We start from the raw sequence: 22545 nt of genomic DNA, 5'->3' as shown, positions 1-22545 counted from the left end.
GCTTCGGCCGCCTTAAGCATTTCCGACGCTTCGCGACACGCTATGAGCGTCGCACCATCCACTTCGCAGGTTTCGTCCATCTCGCCGCCACCATGATTTGGTTACGGTGAATGTCGATCCGCGCTAGGCGTTTCCCGTCTATTCTTCCGCCGTCACCCCCGCGAAGGCGGGGATCCGTTGGCACTGAACTTCCGGTTCTTTCCGCGGTCGTCCTGGCAAATGGATTCCCGCCTTCGCGGGGATGACGAGGTATTCGGGACAGGTTGGGCCACCGCGCCGGCGTGCCCCGTCACCGCGCGGGTGGCAGCCAGCGCAGGTCGAGGCCCTCGTAGCGGTTGACGTAGTTCGCTGCGCCCGAAAGCCCCGGGCGATCGAGCAGCGTGACCCGGCCACCCTCCCGCGCAATCATACCTTCCTCTTCGAGCTGGCGGAGCATGCGGTTGACGTGCACCGCCGTCAGGCCGGTGGCGTCGCCGATCTCCTCTTGCGTCAGCCCCAGCGTGAATTCGCGGTCGATCGACTTGTCGGTCGCGCGCAGGCGGTTGCGCAGGTCGAGCAGCAGCGCGGCCACGCGTGCCTTGGCGCTGGTGCGGCCCAGGGCTGCGAGGCGGTCGGTGAGCGCCACCCGCTCGATCTGGCTGTAGACCAAGATCATCGCGGAAAGCCGCGGGTGCGCCTGCATGATTTCCGACAGTGCCGCGCGGTCGAACGGGCACACGACCGTGTCGGACAGCGCACACAGCGTCTCCGGCGCCTCGCGATAGATGGCGGACGAGACGCCGAGCATGTCGCCCGGGAACAGGAACCGCAATATCTGCCGGCTGCCGTCGTCCAGCAGCACGTAGCTCATCATCAATCCCTTGCGGAGAATGAACAATTCTCCACAAGGCTCGTTCTCACGCTGCAAAATCGCGCCACGCCGTACATGGCGCTGGCGCAGTTCGAGCGCATCCAGCGCCTCGCGCTCTTGTTGCGTAAGCGTGATGAACTCGCTCAAAACATCGGCAAAACAACTGGATGACACGCTCTGCACTTTCCCCCGGACCCCCACTGCAAAGCAGCGCAACGAAATCAGTGCATTAAAATCGATCAAGCCTTCCCCGCAGCCCACCGCTTGCGCCTACGCGCAGAGCGGCTAGAAGCTCGCCATGGACCGTATCCTCATCCGTGGCGGCAATCGGCTCGCCGGCAAGATTGCGATTTCCGGCGCGAAGAACGCCGCCCTCACCTTGATGCCGTGTGCGCTGCTCACCGACGAGCCACTCACGCTCCGAAATCTGCCACGGCTGGCAGATGTCGACAGCTTCGGACATCTACTGAATGAACTTGGCGCGTCGACCTCGGTAGAGGGCACGCGCCCGAACGAATTCGGCCGGGTGCTCTCGGTCCGCGCCAGCCGGTTGACCTCGACGGTCGCGCCTTATGACATCGTCCGCAAGATGCGCGCCTCGATCCTGGTGCTCGGCCCGCTGCTCGCCCGCGAGGGCGAGGCGACCGTGTCGCTGCCGGGCGGCTGCGCGATCGGCAATCGCCCGATCGACCTCCATCTCAAGGCGCTCGAAGCGATGGGCGCCGAGATCGAGATCAGCGCCGGCTATGTGAAGGCGACCGCGCCCGGTGGCCGCATCGCGGGCGGCCGCTTCCGCTTTCCGGTCGTCTCGGTCGGCGCGACCGAGAATGCGCTAATGGCGGCGGCGACCGCGCGCGGCACCACGGTGCTCGAGAATGCAGCGCGCGAGCCCGAGATCGTCGATCTTTGCAACCTGCTCGTCGCGATGGGCGCGGTGATCCGCGGCATCGGCACCGAGACGCTGGAGATTGACGGCCGCGATCGCCTGCACGGTGCGACCTACGCCGTGATGCCCGATCGCATCGAGGCGGGCAGCTATGCCTGCGCGGCGGCGATCACCGGCGGCGATGTCGAGCTGGTCGGCGCCTCGGCCGAGGACATGCGCGCGACGCTCGACGCACTGGTCGAGGCCGGCATCACCGTCGAGGAAACCGCAGATGGCGTGCGCATTGCCGCCGACAACGGCATCCGCCCCCTGACGCTCAACACCGCGCCCTTCCCGGGCTTCGCCACCGACATGCAGGCGCAGTTCATGGCGATGCTCTGCAAGGCGGACGGCGCCAGTACGCTCACCGAGACGATCTTCGAGAACCGCTACATGCACGTGCCCGAGCTGGCGCGGATGGGTGCCGACATCGAGGTGCATGGCCGCACCGCGATCGTCCGCGGGGTCAGCAAGCTGACCGGCGCCCCGGTGATGGCGACCGACCTGCGCGCCTCGATGAGCCTGATCCTCGCCGGCCTCGCTGCCGAGGGCGAGACCCAGGTCAACCGCGTCTACCATCTCGACCGCGGCTACGAGCGGCTGGAAGAGAAGCTGCAGGGCGTCGGCGCGGATATCGAGCGCGTCGGCGACGGGTGATCTGGGCGGCTTTGGGCGCGGCATCCCGATGCTGCCCAGAGCATCTCCCGGCGAAAGCCGGGAGCCATGTGCCGCTCGGCAGCGACGGTGGCAGCCCTGGCCTAGGCCTCTCTGCATAGAAGACCTGGGGCTGTGAGGCGTCGCTCGCCGCGCGGGGCCGGCGCTTTCGCTACTCCGCCGCAAGCGGCAGCATCGGCGCCTCGCGACCGGGCGCTGCGACCACGCGATTACGACCGGCTTCTTTCGCCTGGTAGAGCGCCGCATCGGCCACACCGAGCAGCTCGGTGATCGAGCGCGTGCTTTCCGGAATCGCGGCGACGCCGAACGAGGCGGATATCTTGGCGTCGTGCGTCGTCGACAGCGCCTCGATACGCTCGCGCAGCACCTCGGCCTTGGCGCTCGCCTCGGTGATTCCGCACTCGGGCAGGAGGACCAGCAGCTCCTCGCCGCCGTAGCGACAGGCGACGTCGGAGGTGCGCAACGCGCTCATGATGGTGGCGGCGGCCTCCCGCAGCACCGCGTCGCCGACCGCATGACCGAACTCGTCGTTCAGCTTCTTGAAGTGATCCAGATCGATCATGATGACGGACAGGTGCGTTCCGCTGCGCTCGGCAAGGCTGGCATAGCGGCTGAGCGCATCTTCCATGTAGCGGCGGTTGTACAAGCCGGTCAGCGGATCGCGCAGCGCCTGGGTGCGCAGCTTCTCCCGCAGCGCGATGTTGGAAACCGCCAGCGACATGGCGTCGGCGATCGCCGTGGCGAGCGGTTGCACCCGCGCCAGCTGCGCCGCTGCGTCGGGCAGCGTCGTCGCGATCTTCAGCATGCCCTGGATTTCGCCATGCGCGGTCATCGGAAGTTCGAGCACGGTCGCGGTGCCGAGATGATGCTCGCAGTGCAGCGCCCCGCAGCTATCGGCGTTCACATGCGGCTTTCCGCGCTTCAGCGCCCAGCATTGTGCCGGCGTCAGCATCGGGCGAAGCGTATCGGTTTCCGGCCAGTGCCAGCTGGCGGAAAGCTCCAGCCGGTCGCGCGAATTGTTGAACACGTAGAGGGCGCCACCAAAGCCGGCGAGCAACGATTCGATCGTTGCTCCCAGCACGGCATTCGCGTCGGCATAGCCATTGGCGCTCTGAAGCATCTCCGTCATGCGGAACAGATGGTTGATCTGCTTGCGCTCGGCATGGGCGCGCTCGGCGTCCTCGCGGCGCTCGCGCAGGGCCCGCAGTGTCCGCGGCCCGCCGATCAGCAGCAGCAGCAGCGCCACGATCGCGCTGCCGAACTCCAATACGCGACCGATCACCCGCGCGTCGTGATCGTGCGCGAGCGGGTGCGCCAGATGCGCCAGGACCACGATCACGATAGCTGCCGATGCCGCCGCGACGCGACGCCGCATGCCCTGCTCCAGCGGATCATAGCCTTGTTCGGAGCGTTTCGGATCCACGCCGTTCCAGCCTTTTGCCGCAGCGCCAGCCGCCGCGGCACGAGGCCATTATAGCGGGGCAGCGCTGCCCGCTCGTCTCGTGGAACCGTCGCTAGGTAGTATTACAGCATCGATCCCGTATCGATGTAGCGCTGGTGCCAGGCGAGCGCCTCCCCCGGCAGCATCGGCGTCTGCTTGCCATAGCTGCCGGCCAGCGCCCGCTCGTAATAGTCGCGCAGCATCGGCCTGTAGCTCGGGTGGGCGCAGCGTTCGATCACCTGCTCGGCGCGCTTGCGGGGCGCGAGCCCGCGCAGATCGGCCAGGCCCTGCTCGGTCACCACCACCTGCACGTCCTGCGCGATGTGATCGACATGGGAGACGTGCGGCACGATCGACGAGATCGCCCCGCCCTTGGCGGTGGAGGGCGACATGAAGATCGAGATATAGGCGTTGCGCGCGAAGTCGCCCGATCCACCGATGCCGTTCTGGATCCGCGATCCCATGACATGGGTGGAATTGACGTTACCGTACAGGTCCGCCTCGATCATTCCGTTCATCGCCAGGCAGCCGAGCCGCCGCACCACTTCGGGGTGGTTGCTGATCTCCTGCGAGCGCAGGAGGATGCGGTCGCGGAACCGGTCGAGATCCCGGTTGAGCCGCTCGGCCGCGATCGGGCTCAGCGAGAAGGCGGTGCAGCTCGCCATGCGCAGCTTGCCGGCGGCGAGCAGGTCCAGCATCCCGTCCTGCAGCACCTCGGTATAGGCGGTGAGGTTCTCGAACGGCGCGGTCAGCAGCCCGGCGAGCACCGCATTGGCGATGTTGCCCACGCCCGATTGCAGCGGCAGCAGCGACGGGGGCAGGCGGCCCTTGCCGACTTCGTGTCGGAAGAATTCGATCAGATGCTGGGCGATGGCGAGCGCGCTGGCGTCGGGCGCCGCGAAGGGCAGGTTGCGATCGGGCGCATTGGTCTCGACCACCGCGATCACCTTGTGGGGATCGCAGCGGAGCGTCGGCTGGCCGATGCGCTGGTCCGGTGCGGTGATCGGGATCGGCACGCGATTGGGCGGCAGTGCGGTGCCGTAATAGAGGTCGTGCATCCCCTCCAGCGCCGGGTTCTGCCAGTAATTGACCTCCAGGATCACGCGCTTGGCGACATCCAGCCAGGTCTTGTTGTTGCCCACCGAGGTGGAGGGGATCAGCGAGCCGTCCTCGCGAATGCCCGCAACCTCGATTACCGCCACGTCCAGGGGGCCGAGAAAGCCTTCCCAGGCAAGCGGCGCGACCTGGCTCAGGTGCAGGTCGACATAGTCCATCTCGCCGGCGTTGATTTTCTCGCGGGCGATCGGATCGGAATTATAGGGCAGCCGCGCCGAAATGCCGTCGACCCGGGCGAGCGCCCCATCGAGCTCGGGGCCGGTTGAGGCACCGGTCCAGACCTTGAGCCGCATCGGCTTGCCCTCGGCATGCGCCGACTCGATCTGTGCGGCGAGCGCGATCGGCACTGCCTTCGGATAACCCGAGCCGGTGAAGCCGCTCATCCCCACCGCCATCCCGTCTGCGATGAACGAGGCGGCATGTTCGGCGGTGGTAACCTTGGCGGCGAGTCCGGGGTGGGCAATACGCGACATGGATCCTCTCAAGGCTGCATCGTTGGCGGCCCTGCAGACCTATCGAGCTGCGTGCAATTGTTGCAATTACCTAGTTGGTTCGAGCGGATGCAGCGGATGCATGCAGGTTCGGCCAAGTGCTTGATCTATCATAATTCCCCCGGAACTGCCGTGGTCGCCTGGGGGTTTAGGCGTCCAAGCAGGAGAGAGTTTTTCCCATGGCGACCCTCGCGCGCGATTTCGCGCCACCCCTTCGTTCGCAATTTCTTACCGACAGCTTCCAGCGCGGCCTCGCCCATTGGAACCGGGAGCGGCTGGAGCCCGGATTTCCCTCCGAGGACTGGCAGCGCACCTTCGAACGCGACGTCCGCATGGAACGGCTGCAGGGCGCGTTCCTCGAGGAACTGCGCGCCGAGGTGGCCGAGGAAGCGGCGGCAGCGCCGACCGACGTGGAAGGGTTCATCGCCTGGTTCGAAGGGCTGAAGGCGACCGGGCCGGGACAGGGTGATCCGCTGTTCCCTTGGCTCGCCGAAGCGGCGGACCGGGACCAGCTTCGATGGTTCTTCGAGCAGGAGGCCGCCGGCGAGGCGGGGTTCGACGACCTGGTCGCGATGACGCAGGTCAAGCTGCCGACCCGCCCCAAGCTCGAACTCGCCCGCAATTATTGGGACGAGATGGGGCACGGTGCCGAGAAGGGCATGCACGGGCCGATGCTCGATGCGCTGGTCGCGACGCTGGCGGTGACGCCGGTGATCGAGAACACCGTGTGGGAAAGCCTGTGCCTCGCCAACGCGATGACCGCGATGGCCAGCAGCCGCCGTTATGCCTGGCACTCGGTGGGCGCGCTCGGCGTGATCGAGCTGACCGCGCCGGGACGGTCGGCGGCAACGGCCGAAGGGCTGAAGCGCGTCGGGCTCAGCCCCAAGGAAGCGCGCTACTTCACGCTGCACGCGGTACTCGACATCAAGCATAGCGAGGACTGGAACCGGGAGGCGATCCGTCCGGCGGTGGAGGAAGATCCACGCCGTGCCACCGCGATGGCCGAAGGAGCGCTGATCCGCCTGCGCTGCGGCGCGCGCTGCTTCGAGGCTTATCGCGACCGTCTCTGGGGCTGACGGGGACCTTGCGGGTTGCTAGGCACGCACCATGCTTCGCCTAGCCCTCGCCACCGCGCTGATGTTGGCGCCCGCCGAAACTGCCGTTCCCCTGCATGCGGGGGGACGGGTTACTGCGGATGGCCGGTTCGGCTGGCCGGGCGTCTATTTCGAGGGGCGGTTCAAGGGCACGTCGGTTACCGTCTCGGTGGAGGCGGGCGAGGATCATCTCGCCGTGCTGATCGACGGCGTGGAACGCGCCGTGTTGAAGAAGCCGGGCAAGGTCCAGCGTCGGTTCGATGGCCTCGCCGACGGCGAGCATGTCATCCGGGTCGAGAAGCTGACCGAGACGCAGCGCGGCTATAGCCGGATGATCGGCATCACCACCGACGGCACGCCGCTCGCGCCGCCGGTGCACGCGCGCCGGGTGGAGTTCATCGGCGATTCGCACAGCGTCGGCTATGGCGATACCGCGACGGTGCGCGACTGCAGCGACGCGCTGGTGCATGACACGACCAATACCCAGCTCGCCTTCGGCCCGCTGCTCGCGAAGAAATGGGACGCCGACTACCGCGTGATCGCCTTTTCGGGACGCGGCGTGGTGCGCAACTATTCGGGCGGCAATCCGGGCGAGACCCTGCCGGTGCTCTATGCCCGCGCGATCCCCGGCGAGACCGCGCCGGCGCTGCAGGACGGCTGGAAGCCGCAGCTGATCGTCATCAATCTCGGCACCAACGACTTCTCGACGCCGGTCCATGCCGGCGAGGCGTGGAAGGACGATGCGGCGCTGCATGCGGACTATCAGGCGAAGTACATCGCATTCGTGCGGCGGCTGCAGGCCGCGAACCCGGACGCACGCTTCCTGCTGATGGGCGCCCCCGCCTTCATCGCGGATGTGCGCACGGTGGCGGCGGCGACGGGCGCGACCCCGGTGGCGGTGCCGCAGCTGGCATTCACCGCCTGCCATTTCCACCCCTCGCTGAACGACCAGCGGGTCATGGCGGACCTGGTCGAGGAAGCGGCACGCGGGCTGAAGTAAGCGTTCCCTTCCCGCTTGCGAGAGGGGGTAGGGGAGGGGCTGGAACCTGAACCGCGCTTCTTCCACGTCAGCCCCGCCCCCCGGCCCCTCCCGCAAGCGGGAGGGGAGCAATGGGGTCACACCGCCTTCAGCGCGTTCTCGAAATCCGCGATCAGGTCGTCGGCATCCTCGACGCCGATCGAGATACGGACGAGGTTATCCGTGATTGCCAGCGCCTGCTTGCGCTCTTCGGCAACCGACAGGTGCGTCATGCCCGCCGGGTGCGAGGCCAGCGTCTCGGTGCCGCCCAGGCTCACCGCCAGTTTGGCGATCTTGAGCGCATCGAGGAAGGCGAACGCCTCCTTCTCGCCGCCCTTGAGGTAGAGCGAGAAGGTCGAGCCCGCGCCGGTGCAGTGGCGACGATAGATGTCGGCCTGGCGCTTGTCCTCGCCGCGCTCGAGGAAGCCGAGATAGCCGACCTTCTCCACCTTGGGATGGCTCGCCAGGAATTCGCACACCTTGGCGGCATTTTCGCCCGCGCGACTCATGCGCAACTCCAGCGTCTCCAGCGAGCGGAGCAGCATCCAGGCAGTGTTGGGGTCGCAGATCGTGCCGATCGTGTTGCGCATCAACCGGATGGTATTGATGTGCGCCTTGGTGCCGAGCACGCCGCCCGCCACCAGGTCCGAATGGCCGCCGGCGTACTTGGTCAACGAGTAGACGACGATGTCGGCACCCTGCTTGAGCGGCTGCGCCCAGAGCGGGCCGAGGAAGGTGTTGTCGATCGCGATCGGCGGCTTGTTCTCGCCCTTGAAGATCGCGTCGCGGCTCGCGGCTACGGCTTCCACGTCGACCAGCGCGTTGGTCGGGTTGGCCGGGCTCTCCAGATAGATCAGCGCGACATTGCCGGTCGCCGCCTTGGTCAGCACCGCGTCGATCTCTTCGCGCGTTGCCCCGGCGGGGAAGTCCAGCCAGTTCACCCCGAAGCGGCCGAGAATGCGCGAGATCAGCGTCTCGGTCGCGGCATAGAGCGGCCCCGAATGGACGATCGTGTCGCCGGGCTTGACCATCGACAGGAACAGCGTGGCGATCGCCGACATGCCCGAGGAAAAGGCCAGCGCGTCCTCGGCCTCTTCCCATACGGCGAGACGGTCTTCCAGGATCTCCTGGTTGGGGCCGTTGAACCGCGAATAGACCAGCCCCTCGGCGCCGCCCGGGCGCTTGCCGGTCACGCCCTCGAAGTGGCGCTTGCCGGCGGCGGCGTTGGGGAACACGAAGGTGGAGGTGAGGAAGATCGGCGGCTTGAGCGCGCCTTCCGAGAGCATCGGATCATAGCCATGCCCCATCATCATCGTCGCCGGCTTGAGCTTGCGATCGCCGATCTTCTCGACCTCGCCCTCGGGGCGGGCGCGCGGGGTGCCGCCGGTCAGATCGGCTTCGGTGGCGTCGGTCATACAGGCTCTCCGATGTGTATTCTGCAGTTGGTCGCGATTGTAACCAGTTCGGGCGGGCAAACCAGCCAAGTCCGTAACCGCCATGGCGCAACATCGTTTCGTTTGCGCGACGTGGCCGCATCCTATCCGTTCGGATATACTGACATGAGCGGCGGGGTCGATCAGTGTGCTCGGACTAATCCATTTCATCGATCGCTCGGGCCGTGCGAGGCTTTGCGCAGAGTATAGTCCGAACCCCAAGGAGGTGCCCGAATGAACGCCGAATCCAAGTGCCCGATGCATGGTGGCAAGATGGAGGGCAACGCCGTCCTGTTCGACATGACGAACCGGACGTGGTGGCCCAACCAGCTCGACCTCACCGTGCTCCACCAGAACCCGCCCGCCGGCGACCCGATGGGCGCGGACTTCGATTATGTCGCCGAATTCCGGAAGCTCGATCTGGCGGCGGTGAAGGCCGACCTCTTCGCGCTGATGACCGATTCGCAGGATTGGTGGCCGGCGGACTTCGGCCATTACGGCCCGCTGTTCATCCGCATGGCCTGGCACAGCGCCGGCACCTATCGCATCGGCGACGGGCGTGGCGGCGCGGGCTCGGGCACGCAGCGTTTCGCGCCGCTCAACAGCTGGCCGGACAATGCCAACCTCGACAAGGCGCGCATGCTGCTGTGGCCGATCAAGCAGAAATATGGCCGGGCGCTGTCCTGGGCCGACCTGATGATCCTCGCCGGCAATTGCGCGCTCGAATCGATGGGCTTCAAGACTGCCGGCTTCGGCGGCGGCCGTGCCGATGTGTGGGAGCCGGAGCGCGACATCAACTGGGGCCCCGAGCGCGAATGGCTGCAGACCAGCGACAAGCCGGGCGGCCGCTATTCGGGCGAGCGCAGTCTCGCCAACCCGCTGGCCGCGGTGCAGATGGGCCTCATCTACGTCAATCCGGAAGGACCGGACGGCAATCCCGACCCGCTGCTCGCCGCGCACGATATCCGCGAGACCTTCGCGCGCATGGCGATGAACGACGAGGAGACCGTCGCGCTGATCGCCGGCGGCCACACCTTCGGCAAGACCCATGGTGCGGCGGACCCCAGCCAGTATATCGGCCCGGAGCCGGAAGGTGCCGGCATCGAGCTGCAGGCGCTCGGCTGGGCGAACAGCTATGGCAAGGGCAATGCCGGCGACACGATCACCAGCGGTCTCGAAGTCACCTGGACCGAGACGCCGACCCAGTGGGGCATGGGCTTCTTCAAGAACCTGTTCGAATATGAGTATGAACTCACCAAGAGCCCGGCCGGCGCGCACCAGTGGGTGGCGAAGGACGCGGGCGCGGTGATCCCGGACGCGCATGATCCGTCGAAGAAGCATCGCCCGACGATGCTGACCACCGATCTCGCGCTGCGCTTCGACCCGGCCTATGGCCCGATCTCGCGGCGCTTCTACGAGAATCCGGACCAGTTCGCCTGTGCCTTTGCCGAGGCCTGGTACAAGCTGACCCACCGCGACAGCGGTCCCCACGCCAAGCTGCTCGGCCCCGAAGTGCCGGCCGAGCCGCGGATCTGGCAGGATCCGGTGCCGGCAGTCGATCACCCGCTGATCGACGCGGCCGACATCGCGGCGCTCAAGGCCGAGATCCTCGCCTCGGGTCTGTCGATTTCGCGGCTGGTGAAGACCGCCTGGGCGTCGGCCAGCACCTATCGCGGATCGGACAAGCGCGGCGGCGCCAATGGTGCGCGCATCCGCCTTGCTCCGCAGAAGGACTGGGCGGTGAACGAGCCGGTCGAGCTCCCCAAGGCGTTGGCCGTACTGGAAGGAATCCAGGCGAAGTTCCAGAGCGGCGGCAAGAAGGTGTCGCTCGCCGACCTGATCGTGCTGGGCGGCACGGCGGCGGTCGAGGCGGCGGCGAAGAAGGCCGGGCATGACCTGCACCTGCCCTTCGCGCCCGGCCGCACCGACGCCAGCCAGGAGCAGACCGACGCGCACAGTTTCGAACCGCTCGAGCCCAAGGTCGACGGCTTCCGCAACTATGCGGCAGACACGATGGGCTGGTCGGAAGAAGAACTGCTGGTCGATCGCGCCGCGCTGCTGACGCTCACCGCGCCGGAGATGACCGTGCTGGTCGGCGGCCTGCGCGTGCTCGGCGCCAACCATGGCGATGCGAAGCATGGCGTGTTCACCGATCGTCCTGAGGCGCTCAGCAACGACTTCTTCCGCAACCTGCTTGCCACCAGCTTTACGGCGAAGTGGGAAGCGCAAGGGGACGGCAGCTTCGTCGCCAAGGATCGCAGGACCGGGGAGGCAAAGTGGACCGGCACCCGGGCCGACCTGATCTTCGGCTCCAACTCGCAGTTGCGGGCGCTGGCCGAAGCCTATGCGACCGACGATGCCGAGGCGGCGTTCGTCGACGCGTTCGGCAAGGCCTGGACCAAGGTGATGAACGCCGACCGCGTGGACCTCTGATCCAGACGTAGATCAGCCGGATCCGGTGTCACGCCTCGTCCCGTCGGGAAGAGGGGATGGCGCCGGATCCGGCCTCAGGACCGGAAGGGTCAGCCCTTCACCAGCGCGTCGATCGCCGCGGCCATCTGGATGTCGCGGGTTGAGAGCCCGCCGGCGTCATGGGTGGTGAGCAGCACTTCGACGCGGTTCCACACATTCGACCATTCCGGATGGTGATCCGCTTTCTCGGCGATCAGCGCCACCCGGGTCATGAAGGCGAAGGCCTCGCCGAAATCGGCGAACAGAAAGCGGCGCGTGATCGCGTCGCGGTTCGAATCGTAGCTCCAGCCGGGCAGGCCGGCGAGCGACTCCTCGCGCAGTCCGTCGGTCAAGCGCGCTACCATGATATCCCCTCCTTGTGCGGCGTCTGCCGCTCCGCCTATGCATTCGGCCATGCCGGAGCAAGTGCCAACCTTCGCCCCCGATGCGGCCCTGATCGAGCGCCTCGCCCGCGACGCGCTCGCACGGATTCCCGAGCCCTTCCAAGCCCATCTCGCCGACGTGGTGCTGCTGGTGGAGGAATTCGCCGACGACGAGACGCTCGATGCGCTGGGCATCGACGACCCCTTCGGCCTGAGCGGCCTCTATCACGGCCGGCCGATCGGCGAGAAATCGGCGTTCGATTCCGGTGGCCTGCCGGACCGCATTCATTTGTATCGCCGTGCCATCCTCGACGAATGGGTGGAGACCGGCGAATCGCTCGAGCGGCTGGTGTCCCATGTCGTGGTCCACGAGGTCGGTCATCATTTCGGCCTGTCCGACGACGACATGCACGCGCTGGAAGACGCCGCCGATTGAATCCCAGCCTCGCCTTTGACGATGTCACCTGTCTGCGCGGCGGGCGGATCCTGTTCGAGGGGCTCGGCTTCGCGCTGGGCGCGGGCGAGGCAGGGCTGGTGCTGGGGCCGAACGGGGTCGGCAAGTCCAGCCTGATCCGCATCGCCGCGGGGCTGCTCGCGCCCTTGGGCGGCCGGGTGGTCGGGGAGGGGGCACGCGCGCTGCTCGGCGACTCCGCCGCACTCGATGCGGAACGCACGCTTGCGGCAGCGCTCGGCTTCTGGGCAGGGCTCGACGGGCGACGGGGCGCGGTGGCCGAGGCGCTGGACACAGTTGGACTGGCCGACATCGCCGATGTTCCCGTGCGGCTGCTCTCCACCGGCCAGCGGCGGCGGGCGGCCTTCGCCCGCGTCCTGGCAAGCGGATCTTCCGTCTGGCTGCTCGACGAGCCCGGCAACGGGCTCGACACCGCCTCGCTCGCGATGCTGGAGGCGCGGATCGCGGCGCACCGCGCGGGCGGCGGCATCGTGCTGGTCGCGACGCACCAGCCGATTGCGCTGCCCGGTGCGCAGGAGATTCGGTTGTGATCGCGCTCGTCTGGCGCGAACTGCGCCGCGCGTGGAGCAGCGGCGGGCTGGTGCTGCCGATCGCCTTTTTCCTGCTGGTCGCGATCCTGTTCCCTTTCGCGGTGGGTCCGGACAGTCGGCTGCTCGCGCGGATCGGCGGCGGGGTGATCTGGGCGGCGGCGCTGCTCGCGGCACTGCTGCCCGTCGAGCGGCTGGTGGCGCCCGATGCCGAAAGCGGCGTGCTCGATCAGCTGGTGGTGCGGGGGTATTCGGACGCCGGGATCGCGGCGGCGAAGATGCTGGGCCATTGGCTCGGCTTCGGTCCTTCGCTGCTGCTGGCGACCTGCGTCGCGGCGGCATTGCTGCACGTGCCGGGCTCGGCGCTCGCGACAATCCTGCTGGGGCTGGCGATCGGCACGCCGGGACTGGCGGCGCTGGGGGTGGCGACCGCAGCGCTGGTGGCGGGGCTGCGCGGCGCGGGCGCGCTGGCGGGACTGGTGATGCTGCCCTTCGCGGTGCCGTTGCTGATCTTCGGTGCGGGCGCCACCGGCGGCGAACCAGGTGCGCTCAAGCTGCTAGCGGCGATCAGTCTGCTACTGGTGGCTGGCTGCCCCTTCGTCGCCGGCGCGGCGATACGGATGGGGCGGGGGTGAAACCCTACTCCTCCCCCGCCAGGGGGAGGTGGCGCCGAAGGCGTCGGAGGGGGAGGATGCCAGACCCTCTCGGCCGTCATGCTTCCTCCCCCTCCGTCAGGCTGCGCCTGCAATCCTCCCCCTGGCGGAGGAGGATTGCAGGGCTCAGTTGCCTTCCGAACCCTGATAGCCGGCCAGCTCGTCGCCCAGCAGCGTCACCACGTGCAGCACGTTCGTCGAGCCCGGCGTCTTGAACGGCACGCCGGCGCAGACGATCACGCGGTCCCCTGCCTTGGCGAGGCCGTGGCGGAGCGCCATGCGCTTGGCCTTGGCGACCATCTCCTCGAACGACTCGACGTCGCGCGTCTGCACGGCGTGCGTGCCCCAGAGAAGGCCCAGACGGCGCGCGGTATCGCGTTCCGGAGTCAGCACCAGGATCGGCACCAGCGGCCGCTCGCGGGCGATTCGGCGCGCGGTCGAGCCCGAGCTGGTGAAGCAGATGATCGCCGAGGCCGAGACCGTCGCCGCGATGTTCTTCGCCGCTTCGGCCAGCGCGTCGGCGGTGGTCGGGTCGGGCTTGGTGACGGTGAAGTGGACGCGGTCGCCATGCGCCGGATCGCGCTCCACCGCATCGGCGATCGAGTTCATCATCGACACCGATTCGATCGGCCACTTGCCCGCGGCGCTTTCGGCCGAGAGCATGATCGCGTCGGCACCGTCATAGACTGCCGTCGCCACGTCCGACACTTCGGCGCGGGTGGGCGAGGGGCTCTCGATCATCGATTCGAGCATCTGCGTCGCGACGATCACCGGGCGGCCGAGGCGGCGCGCCGATTCGACGATGCGCTTCTGCAGCGGCGGCACGGTCTGCGGCGGCAGCTCGACGCCGAGATCGCCGCGGGCGACCATCACGCCGTCGCACTGCTCGAGGATCTCGTCGAGCCGGGCGATGGCCGAGGGCTTTTCGATCTTGGCGAGCAAGGCTGCCTTGCCACCGATCAGGCGGCGGGCCTCCATCAGATCCTCGGGGCGCTGGACAAAGCTGAGCGCGATCCAGTCCGCACCCTGCTCCACCGCAAAGCTGAGGTCGCTGCGGTCCTTCTCGGTCAGCGCGGCGAGCGGCAGCACCATGTCGGGGACGTTGAGGCCCTTGTTGTTCGACAGCGCGCCGCCGACCTCGACGATCGTGGTCAGCCGGTCGGGCGTTACGTCGGTCACGCGCAGCACCAGCTTGCCGTCATCGAGCAGCAGGCGGGCATCGGCGTGCGCCGCTTCAAAGATCTCGCGGTGCGGCAGTTCGACGCGGGTGGCGTCGCCCGGGGTGGGATCGCGGTCCAGCGTGAACTGGTGGCCGGTGACCAGCATCACCTTGCCCTCGGCAAACTTGCCGACGCGCAGCTTCGGCCCCTGGAGATCGGCCAGGATCGTGGTCGGGCGGCCGGTGGTGGCCTCCATCGCGCGGATCGCTTCGAAGAGGGGGATCTTCGAGGCCTGGTCGCCGTGACTCATGTTGATGCGGAACGCATCCGCGCCGGCACGGAACAGCTTCTCGATCATTTCGGGGGACGCGCTGGCGGGTCCCAAAGTTGCCAGGACGCGCACCTTGCGCGAGCGGGGGGAGATCGCCTGTGTCATCGTTGTCTTCCTCGGCTTGTGCGTGCCCGCCTCTAGCTGCAAATGCGTTAACATCAACTCCGGAGGTGCCGAATGGATGAACTAGATCGCCTGGACGACGCAACCGCGGCCAGGGCGTTCCGCCGGCTGGTGCGCCATCTGCGCCACCGCCACGATGCACAGAACATTGATCTGATGGGGCTTTCGGGCTTTTGCCGGAATTGCCTGGGAGACTGGATCCACGAGGCGGACCCGAGCATCGCCAAGGCCGATGCGCGCAGAATCGTCTATGGCATGGACCAGTCCGAATGGAAGACGCGGTACCAGAGCGAGGCGACCCCCGAGCAACTCGCCCGCATGGAAGAGAGCCTGAAGAAGAACGAAGGCCGCGACGACGCGGAGCTCGACGAGGCGCTTGACGAGTCCTTCCCGGCCAGTGATCCTCCCAGCATGACCGACCCCCAGGCCTGAGCCGGGGGCGATACAGGGGGAGAATGCGCATGAAGACGCTGTTGCTGGCCGTACTTGCCGGCACCGTGGCCGTACCGGCCTGGGCGCAGTCTCCCGCCAGCGTAACCTATGTCCAGGCCGGACGGCTGCTCGACCGCCCCGGCCAGGCGCCGCGCGGCGCGAGCACGATCATCCTGCGCGACAAGTTCGTGCTGCCGGGGCTGATCGACCTGCACGTCCACCTCTTCTCCGAGGGCGATCCGCTGAAGGAACGGATGGACGCGCTCACCCGCGACGAGGCGGACGAGTTCGTCATCGGCATCGAGGATGCGCGACGCGATCTGGAAGCGGGTTTCACGACGGTGCGGGATCTCGGCAGCAATCCGCGATCGGTCCGGGCCCTGCGCGACGCAGTAGACCGCGGTGCGATCGCGGGGCCGCGAATCATCAACGCGGGCGAGATGATCTCGATCTCGGGCGGGCATGGCGACGACACCAATGGTCTGGCGGAGACCTTCGCCGAGGCGGTGGCGCACCGGCAGATCAACACCTGTAACGGCGCCGATGATTGCCGTCGTGCGGTGCGCCAGCAGATCGGGCTGGGCGCGCTGGTGATCAAGTTCGCGGCGACGGGTGGCGTGCTCTCCAACGTCGCCGGCGGCCTCGGCAAGCAGATGACCGACGAGGAGATGAAGGCGATCGTCGAGACCGCCCATTCCTTTGGGCGCCGTGTCGCGGTGCACGCCCATGCGACCGAGGGCGTGCGCGGTGCGGTAGAGGCCGGCGCCGATTCGATCGAGCATGGCAGCTTTCTCGACGACGCCACCATCGCCGCGATGAAGGCGCACGGCACCTGGCTTGTGCCGACGATGATCGCGCCGGTCACCGCGCTCGCCAATGCCCGCGCCGGCAAGCTGCCGCCCGCGACCATCCCCAAGGCGGAAGTGGCGGCCGCTGCTGCTGCGGCGAGCCACGCCAAGGCGATCAAGGCCGGGGTGAAGGTCGCCTTCGGCACCGACACCGGCGTGTCGCGGCATGGCGAGAATGCCAGGGAGTTCGCGCTGCTGGTCCGCGCCGGGCTTACCCCGGCGGGCGCGATTCGCGCGGCGACGCTGGATGCTGCCGATGCGCTGGGCCGCAAGGACCAGCTTGGCTCGCTCGAACCCGGCAAGGCGGCCGACCTGATCGCGGTATCGGGCGATTCGCTGCAGGACGTGACCGTGCTGGAGCATGTCGACACGGTGCTGCGCGCCGGCGTGGTGCACATGCTGCGCGGCAAGCGGCAGGCGTTCCCGCAGGACTAAGGTTGAGCGGAAGCGCCGGCTGGCGTACAGGGCCCGCCTGATTCCATCTTTCTTCGGGCGAACCGGCCGGCGCGACCCTCGCGCGGCGCGTCGCTCGATCCCATGCTTCAGGAGCTAGAACACCCATGTCCGATAATATTTCCGCCGAGCAGCTCCGCCTCCTGATCGAGCGTGTCGAGCGTCTCGAAGAGGAGAAGAAGGGCATCGCCGACGACATCAAGGACGTCTATGCCGAAGCCAAGTCGACCGGCTTCGACGTGAAGACGATGCGCACCATCGTCCGCCTGCGGAAGATGGAAAAGCATCACCGCGAAGAGGCCGAGATGCTGCTCGAGACCTACAAGCAGGCGCTGGGCATCTGAGCCCCGCGATGGCGCTCGCCGGGCATCCGCGCTAAGGCGAGCGCTTTCCACCTTCTCCAGACCGCAGGCAGTTCGGGTTCACCATGGCAGGCCATTCCAAATTCAAGAACATCATGCACCGCAAGGGCGCGCAGGATAAGAAGCGCTCGGCGATGTTCTCCAAGCTTAGCCGCGAAATCACCGTGGCGGCAAAGATGGGTCTGGCGGACCCGGACATGAACCCGCGCCTGCGCGCCGCGATCAACGCCGCCAAGGCGCAGTCGATGCCCAAGGACAATATCCAGCGCGCGATCGACAAGGCGAGCAAGGGCGAAGGCGATAACTACGAAGAGATCCGCTACGAGGGCTTCGGCCCGGCGGGCGTCTCGCTGATCATCGAGGCGCTGACCGACAACCGCAACCGTACCGCCACCAACGTACGCACCGCGGTGTCGAAGAACGGCGGCAATCTGGGCACCGCCGGTTCGGTGAGCCACGGCTTCGACCGCCTGGGCCTGATCTCCTATCCGGCGAGCGCCGGCGACGCCGAGAAGGTGTTCGAGGCCGCGCTGGAAGCGGGTGCCGAGGACGTGACCAGCAGCGAGGACGGCCACGAGATCTGGACCGCGCAGGGCGACCTCCACGAAGTCGCCAAGGCGCTGGAGCCGGTGCTCGGCGAGTCCGAGGGCGCAAAGCTCGCCTGGCGGCCGCAGACCATGGTGACGGTGGGCGCGGACGATGCCGCGACGCTGTTCAAGCTTCTCGACGCGCTCGACGATGACGACGATGTCCAGACCGTGTGGGGGAATTACGAGATCCCCGACGACGTGATGGAGAAGCTGGGTTGATCTTCTCGCTCCTCCCCGCAACGGGGAGGGGGACCGCCGCGAAGCGGTGGTGGAGGGGGGCTCCCACGATGGACTCGCTGGTGGAGAGCCCCCTCCACCAGCCTTCGGCTGGTCCCCCTCCCCGTGCCGGGGAGGATCTGTGATCATCCTGGGGCTCGATCCCGGCCTGGGGACGACTGGCTGGGGACTGATCCGCGCCGAGGGCAACCGCCTTGGCCATGTCGCGCACGGCAAGCTGGTCACCGACACCAAGGCGACGTTGCCGCGCCGGCTCGCCCATCTCGACGCGATGCTCGCCGCGCTGATCGCCGATCATGCGCCCGAGGCGGCGGCGGTCGAGGAAGTGTTCGTCAATTCCAACGCACAGTCGACGCTCAAGCTCGGCCAGGCGCGCGGGGTGGTGCTGTGCGCCGCCGCGCGGGTGGGGATCGACGTCGGGGAATACAAACCTAGCACGGTCAAGAAGTCCGTCGTCGGCGTGGGGAATGCCGACAAGGAGCAGGTCCATGCGATGGTCTCGCGGCTGCTGCCGGGGGTGAAGATCGTCGGCGCCGATGCCGCCGACGCGCTCGCGGTGGCGATCTGCCATGCGCACCATCTGGCGAGTGCGCGGTTCGGGGTTCTTCGGTAGGCCTGCGGCCTTCCCGCAATTTCGGCATCCCGGCGGAAGCCGGGATCCAGACGCCTTTCGCTATCAGCAGGAGTCGGAACGGAGACCCCAATGGATCCCGACTTTCGTCGGGATGACGGCTGCGTGGCGAACGAAAAGGCCGGAGCGTCGCCGCCCCGGCCTCCTTTAAACCCATCCGCTAGCGGATCAGTACACCCGCTTCTTCGGCTTGATATAGTCGATCGCGTCGGTGAGCGTGTAGTCGTGGACCGGACGGTAATCGATGTCGGTCTTGCCGCCCTTGCCGCCCCAGCCGTCGAACGTCGCGATGGTGTGCTTCATCCAGCCGGCGTCGTCGCGCTCGGGGAAGTCCTCGTGCATGTGCGCGCCGCGGCTTTCCTTGCGGTTGATCGCGCTGCGGATCGTCACCATCGCCTGGCCGAGCAGATTGTCCAGCTCGAGCGTCTCGACGAGATCGGTGTTCCACACCAGCGAGCGGTCGCTGACGTGCACGTCCTCCAGGCCCTTGTAGACCTGCTCCATGTGGCTGACGCCTTCGGCCATCAGCTCCTCGGTGCGGAACACGGCGCAGTGGCGCTGCATCGTCTTCTGCATGTCGGCGCGGAGCTGCGCGGTGCGGGTGCCGCCATTGGCGTTGCGGAAATGGTCGAGGCGACCCAGCGCCAGCGCTTCCGAATCCTTCGGCAGCGGATGGTGCGGGGTGTTCGGCTTGAGGATGTCGACGATCCGCTTGCCGGTCGCGCGGCCGAACACCACGAGGTCGATCAGCGAGTTGGAGCCGAGGCGGTTGGCGCCGTGCACCGACACGCAGGCCGCTTCGCCGACCGCGAACAGGCCGGGGACGACCGCATCCGGGTTGCCGTCCTTCAGATGGACGACTTCGCCGTGATAGTTGGTCGGGATGCCGCCCATATTGTAGTGGACGGTCGGGACCACCGGCAGCGGCTGGCGAGTGAGGTCGACACCGGCGAAGACCTTGCCGGTCTCGGTGATGCCGGGCAGGCGCTCGGCCAGGATCTTCGGGTCGATGTGGTTGAGGTGAAGGAAGATATGGTCCTTCTCCTTGCCCACGCCCCGGCCTTCGCGGATCTCCATCGCCATCGAGCGCGACACGACGTCGCGGCTGGCGAGATCCTTGGCGGACGGCGCATAGCGCTCCATGAAGCGCTCACCCTCGGAGTTGGTGAGATAGCCGCCTTCGCCGCGCGCACCCTCGGTGATCAGCACGCCCGCGCCGTAGATGCCGGTCGGATGGAACTGGACGAACTCCATGTCCTGCAGCGGCAGGCCGGCGCGGAGCACCATCGCATTGCCGTCGCCGGTGCAGGTGTGCGCCGAGGTGGCCGACTGGTAGACGCGGCCATAGCCGCCCGTCGCCAGCACCACCGCATGGCTGCGGAAGCGGTGGATCGAGCCGTCTTCCATGCACAGCGCGATCACGCCGCGGCACTCGCCATTTTCCATGATCAGGTCGAGCGCGAAATATTCGATGAAGAAGTCCGCGTCGTACTTCAGGCTCTGCTGGTACAGCGTGTGCAGCATCGCATGGCCGGTACGGTCAGCCGCGGCGCAGGTGCGCTGCGCGGGCGGCCCTTCGCCCATGTTCTGCATCATGCCGCCGAACGGGCGCTGGTAGATCTTGCCCTCGTCGGTGCGGCTGAACGGCATGCCGGCATGTTCGAGCTCGTACACCGCGGCCGGGGCCTCGCGGGTGAGATACTCGATCGCGTCCTGGTCGCCGAGCCAGTCGGAGCCCTTGACGGTGTCGTACATGTGCCAGGTCCAGTGGTCCGGACCCATGTTGCCGAGACTGGCGGCGATGCCGCCCTGCGCCGCGACCGTGTGGCTGCGCGTCGGGAACACCTTGGTGATGCAGGCGGTCTTGAGGCCGGACTGCGCCACTTCCATCACCGCGCGGAGGCCCGAACCCCCTGCGCCGACGACGACGGTGTCGTAGATATGGTCGATGATCTTGTAGGCGGCGGACATCAGGCAGCCACTCCGGTGGTGGTGAAGGCGATCTTCAGGATCGAGAAGATCGCGAGCACGCGGACGGTGATCGTGAAATATTCGAGCAGGACCAGCAGCACGAAGCGGCTTTCGTCGTGCTGATAATCCTCGATCACGACCTGCAGGCCGTGACGGAAGTGATGGGTGACGCTGAGCACCAGGAGGATCAGCGGCACAGCGACCAGCGGCTGGGCGATCCAGGCGGCGATCGTCGCGAAGTCATAGGCCGGCAGCAGCGCGATCGACACCATCAGCCACAGCGTCAGCAGCAGGTTCGATCCGGAGGAAACCTTGTGCTTCCACCATTCGCCCGCGCCTTCGTGCGCCGAGCCGAGGCCGCGGACGCGACCGAGACGGGTTCCGTTACCCATGAACCTTCTCCAGAAGCACGACCCAGAAGATCGCGGTGGCGAGGATGCTGAACGCGAAGGTGGCAAGCGCGCTGCGCTTGTTGGCGCGCAGCTCGAAATTCGCGCCGGCATCGAGGAAGAAGTGGCGAACGCCCGAGCCCATGTGCTGGAACAGCGAGAAGCTCAGCCCCACCCCGATGATGTAGCCGAGGATGTTCAGCCGGCCATCGCTCTGCGTGAACACGTGCAGGAAGGTCGCATAGGCATCGGGCCCGTAGGCGAGGGCGACGAGCCACCAGACGAACAGACCGGTACCCACGGTCGCCATGCCGGAGCCGGTGGCGCGGTGGATGATCGAGACCGCCATGTGCGGCCCCCACTTGTAGATGCCGAGGTGCGGCGACAGCGGTCGCGCCGTATTGCGGACGTTGGCCAACGATAAATCCTTTCGGTCGACGCGGGCTTCCTTAATCCCGCAGGACGAGGATGCAAGACGGATTGCCCTTAGGTTCAGCCGGGTGGTGGGCGCAAGATGGTGCGGAGCGGTAATGCCACACATCCTCCTAACCGGCTCTTAACCACTCACGCCACATAGCATGTCCGATGCGGCCCGAACTGCGGCCGCAAACCGGGGATGTGCGCGTGACGAATTCGGTATCGACTCAGGCAATGGCAGCAGCCGGCACGATGAGCGCGCGGATCGACACCGCGGCGCGGCTGCGCGTGTTCGACTTCGAGGGATCGCTCCTCCAGTCGAGTCGCGAATGCTGGGAGATTCTGGAGCCGGAAATCGAGGCTGTCTCCGCGGCCTATTGGCATCAATGGGTGCGCTGCTTCCCCGAGGAGCGCGACTGGGCGCCGTCCGACACCGCCAAGATGATCGACGTCGGCGTCGTGTTCCTGCGCAACCGCTTTCTCGACACCACCGGGCAGGCCTGGGTCGAATCGATCGAACGCTCGGTCGCGGCGGCCTATGACAAGGGCGTGCCGCCGATGGCGCTGCTGTCGATGATCAGCGCAAGCGATCGTGCGGCGCTGGAGGTGCTGATCCGCCGCGTCGGCGGCACCGATCCGCGCGTGCCGACGCTGGTCGACACGCTGATGCGGCTCTCGGCACTGGAAGCCGACATCACCGTTGAAATCTACAACATGTACCGCGAGCACAGCGCCCAGGTGGCGCGCGACCGGTTGTCGACCGAATTCCGCGATTCGATCGGCGCCACGGTCGAGCGTGCCAGCCGCGAGGGCGCGGAACTGCGCGGCCAGGCGGCGCATACCTCGGCCTCCGCACGCGGGATGCTCGGCAAGGCGAGCGAAGTCGCGGCAGCGGCGGAGCAGTCGGCGGTGGCGATGCGCGAGGCGGCGATGACCGCGGCCGGACTGATCCGCGCGATCGAGGATGCCCGCACCGAAGTGGAGGCGGCGGCGGCCATCGCCACGCGCGCCAGCGGCCAGGCGAGCAATGCCGTGGGGATGAGCGAGATGCTCTCCGAACACGCCAAGTCGA

21 protein-coding genes and 2 pseudogenes are annotated in these 22545 nt (G+C 67.3%); 14 read left to right on the top strand and 9 right to left on the bottom strand.

Annotated features, from left to right (window positions below):
• Positions 1–110: pseudogene (locus QZ814_RS05085) on the top strand (IS5/IS1182 family transposase); the annotation flags it as partial.
• A gap of 179 nt (positions 111–289) precedes the next feature.
• Here QZ814_RS05085 and QZ814_RS05080 read toward each other — a convergent pair.
• Entirely contained in the window at positions 290–997 is a 708-nt protein-coding gene (locus tag QZ814_RS05080) for a Crp/Fnr family transcriptional regulator (protein ID WP_294329999.1), read from the bottom strand.
• A 151-nt stretch (positions 998–1148) separates the two neighbouring features.
• Between QZ814_RS05080 and murA the strand changes: the two genes are divergently transcribed.
• Positions 1149–2432, top strand: coding sequence for a UDP-N-acetylglucosamine 1-carboxyvinyltransferase (murA, locus tag QZ814_RS05075; protein WP_294329997.1), 1284 nt, complete (start codon positions 1149–1151; stop codon positions 2430–2432).
• A gap of 169 nt (positions 2433–2601) precedes the next feature.
• On the opposite strand, the gene QZ814_RS05070 is transcribed toward murA, so the two are convergent.
• Both QZ814_RS05070 and QZ814_RS05065 read right to left on the bottom strand, forming a co-directional pair.
• The gene (locus QZ814_RS05070; protein ID WP_294329996.1) at positions 2602–3873 is read right to left on the bottom strand and encodes a GGDEF domain-containing protein; all 1272 of its coding nucleotides are present in this window, start codon (positions 3871–3873) and stop codon (positions 2602–2604) included.
• Positions 3874–3974: 101 nt separating this feature from the next.
• Entirely contained in the window at positions 3975–5480 is a 1506-nt protein-coding gene (locus QZ814_RS05065; RefSeq protein ID WP_294329995.1) for an acetyl-CoA hydrolase/transferase family protein, read from the bottom strand.
• Between the two features lie 197 nt (positions 5481–5677).
• Between QZ814_RS05065 and QZ814_RS05060 the strand changes: the two genes are divergently transcribed.
• Complete coding sequence (locus QZ814_RS05060) at positions 5678–6574, top strand: iron-containing redox enzyme family protein (protein WP_294329994.1); 897 nt, start codon at positions 5678–5680, stop codon at positions 6572–6574.
• A 31-nt stretch (positions 6575–6605) separates the two neighbouring features.
• Positions 6606–7592, top strand: coding sequence for an SGNH/GDSL hydrolase family protein (locus tag QZ814_RS05055; protein WP_294329993.1), 987 nt, complete (start codon positions 6606–6608; stop codon positions 7590–7592).
• A gap of 116 nt (positions 7593–7708) precedes the next feature.
• Here QZ814_RS05055 and QZ814_RS05050 read toward each other — a convergent pair whose 3' ends face one another.
• Positions 7709–9025 (bottom strand): cystathionine gamma-synthase family protein, encoded by a 1317-nt coding sequence (locus tag QZ814_RS05050; protein WP_294329992.1) that lies wholly within the window; start codon positions 9023–9025, stop codon positions 7709–7711.
• Positions 9026–9277: 252 nt separating this feature from the next.
• Here QZ814_RS05050 and katG point away from each other — a divergent pair, with 252 nt between their 5' ends.
• A complete protein-coding gene (gene katG, locus QZ814_RS05045) occupies positions 9278–11476 on the top strand; it encodes a catalase/peroxidase HPI (protein ID WP_294329991.1) in 2199 nt (732 codons plus the stop codon).
• An 89-nt stretch (positions 11477–11565) separates the two neighbouring features.
• On the opposite strand, the gene QZ814_RS05040 is transcribed toward katG, so the two are convergent.
• Positions 11566–11862, bottom strand: coding sequence for a 4a-hydroxytetrahydrobiopterin dehydratase (locus QZ814_RS05040; RefSeq protein WP_294329998.1), 297 nt, complete (start codon positions 11860–11862; stop codon positions 11566–11568).
• 46 nt (positions 11863–11908) lie between these two features.
• Here QZ814_RS05040 and QZ814_RS05035 point away from each other — a divergent pair, with 46 nt between their 5' ends.
• The 3 genes from QZ814_RS05035 to QZ814_RS05025 are packed head-to-tail and all read left to right on the top strand — an operon-like array spanning position 11909 to position 13511.
• Complete coding sequence (locus QZ814_RS05035; RefSeq protein ID WP_294329990.1) at positions 11909–12313, top strand: metallopeptidase family protein; 405 nt, start codon at positions 11909–11911, stop codon at positions 12311–12313.
• A complete protein-coding gene (gene ccmA, locus QZ814_RS05030) occupies positions 12310–12879 on the top strand; it encodes a heme ABC exporter ATP-binding protein CcmA (RefSeq protein ID WP_294329989.1) in 570 nt (189 codons plus the stop codon). The genes QZ814_RS05035 and ccmA overlap by 4 nt, the downstream gene beginning before the upstream one ends.
• Positions 12876–13511 carry a heme exporter protein CcmB gene (locus tag QZ814_RS05025; RefSeq protein ID WP_294329988.1) on the top strand — a complete coding sequence of 212 codons (636 nt, stop codon included), beginning with the start codon at positions 12876–12878 and terminating at the stop codon, positions 13509–13511. The genes ccmA and QZ814_RS05025 overlap by 4 nt, the downstream gene beginning before the upstream one ends.
• A gap of 144 nt (positions 13512–13655) precedes the next feature.
• Here the strand turns inward: QZ814_RS05025 and pyk are convergent, their stop codons facing one another.
• On the bottom strand, positions 13656–15125 hold the full coding sequence (pyk, locus tag QZ814_RS05020; protein WP_294329987.1) for a pyruvate kinase: 1470 nt from the start codon (positions 15123–15125) through the stop codon (positions 13656–13658).
• A gap of 72 nt (positions 15126–15197) precedes the next feature.
• Here pyk and QZ814_RS05015 point away from each other — a divergent pair, with 72 nt between their 5' ends.
• From QZ814_RS05015 to ruvC, 5 genes are all read left to right on the top strand, one after another.
• Positions 15198–15575, top strand: coding sequence for a DUF1244 domain-containing protein (locus QZ814_RS05015; RefSeq protein ID WP_294329986.1), 378 nt, complete (start codon positions 15198–15200; stop codon positions 15573–15575).
• Between the two features lie 29 nt (positions 15576–15604).
• On the top strand, positions 15605–16858 hold the full coding sequence (locus tag QZ814_RS05010) for an amidohydrolase family protein (RefSeq protein WP_294329985.1): 1254 nt from the start codon (positions 15605–15607) through the stop codon (positions 16856–16858).
• A gap of 125 nt (positions 16859–16983) precedes the next feature.
• On the top strand, positions 16984–17220 hold the full coding sequence (locus tag QZ814_RS05005) for a DUF2312 domain-containing protein (RefSeq protein ID WP_010543233.1): 237 nt from the start codon (positions 16984–16986) through the stop codon (positions 17218–17220).
• 83 nt (positions 17221–17303) lie between these two features.
• Positions 17304–18047 (top strand): YebC/PmpR family DNA-binding transcriptional regulator, encoded by a 744-nt coding sequence (locus QZ814_RS05000; protein WP_066720190.1) that lies wholly within the window; start codon positions 17304–17306, stop codon positions 18045–18047.
• Between the two features lie 139 nt (positions 18048–18186).
• Entirely contained in the window at positions 18187–18678 is a 492-nt protein-coding gene (ruvC, locus tag QZ814_RS04995; protein ID WP_294329984.1) for a crossover junction endodeoxyribonuclease RuvC, read from the top strand.
• Positions 18679–18864: 186 nt separating this feature from the next.
• On the opposite strand, the gene sdhA is transcribed toward ruvC, so the two are convergent.
• The 3 genes from sdhA to sdhC are packed head-to-tail and all read right to left on the bottom strand — an operon-like array spanning position 18865 to position 21474.
• Positions 18865–20667 (bottom strand): succinate dehydrogenase flavoprotein subunit, encoded by a 1803-nt coding sequence (gene sdhA, locus QZ814_RS04990; protein WP_294329983.1) that lies wholly within the window; start codon positions 20665–20667, stop codon positions 18865–18867.
• A complete protein-coding gene (gene sdhD / locus QZ814_RS04985; RefSeq protein ID WP_294329982.1) occupies positions 20667–21059 on the bottom strand; it encodes a succinate dehydrogenase, hydrophobic membrane anchor protein in 393 nt (130 codons plus the stop codon). Before sdhD ends, sdhA begins: the two co-directional genes overlap by 1 nt.
• Positions 21052–21474, bottom strand: coding sequence for a succinate dehydrogenase, cytochrome b556 subunit (sdhC, locus tag QZ814_RS04980; protein ID WP_294329981.1), 423 nt, complete (start codon positions 21472–21474; stop codon positions 21052–21054). Before sdhC ends, sdhD begins: the two co-directional genes overlap by 8 nt.
• A 206-nt stretch (positions 21475–21680) precedes the next feature.
• On the opposite strand from sdhC, the pseudogene QZ814_RS04975 reads away from it, so the two are divergent.
• Positions 21681–22545, top strand: a pseudogene (locus QZ814_RS04975) (chemotaxis protein); the annotation flags it as partial.

Origin of the sequence: uncultured Sphingomonas sp., from assembly GCF_913777625.1 — a bacterium.
GTDB lineage: Bacteria > Pseudomonadota > Alphaproteobacteria > Sphingomonadales > Sphingomonadaceae > Sphingomonas.
The sequence above is the reverse complement of the archived record's forward strand: the minus strand, read 5'-3'. Positions and strand labels throughout refer to the sequence as shown.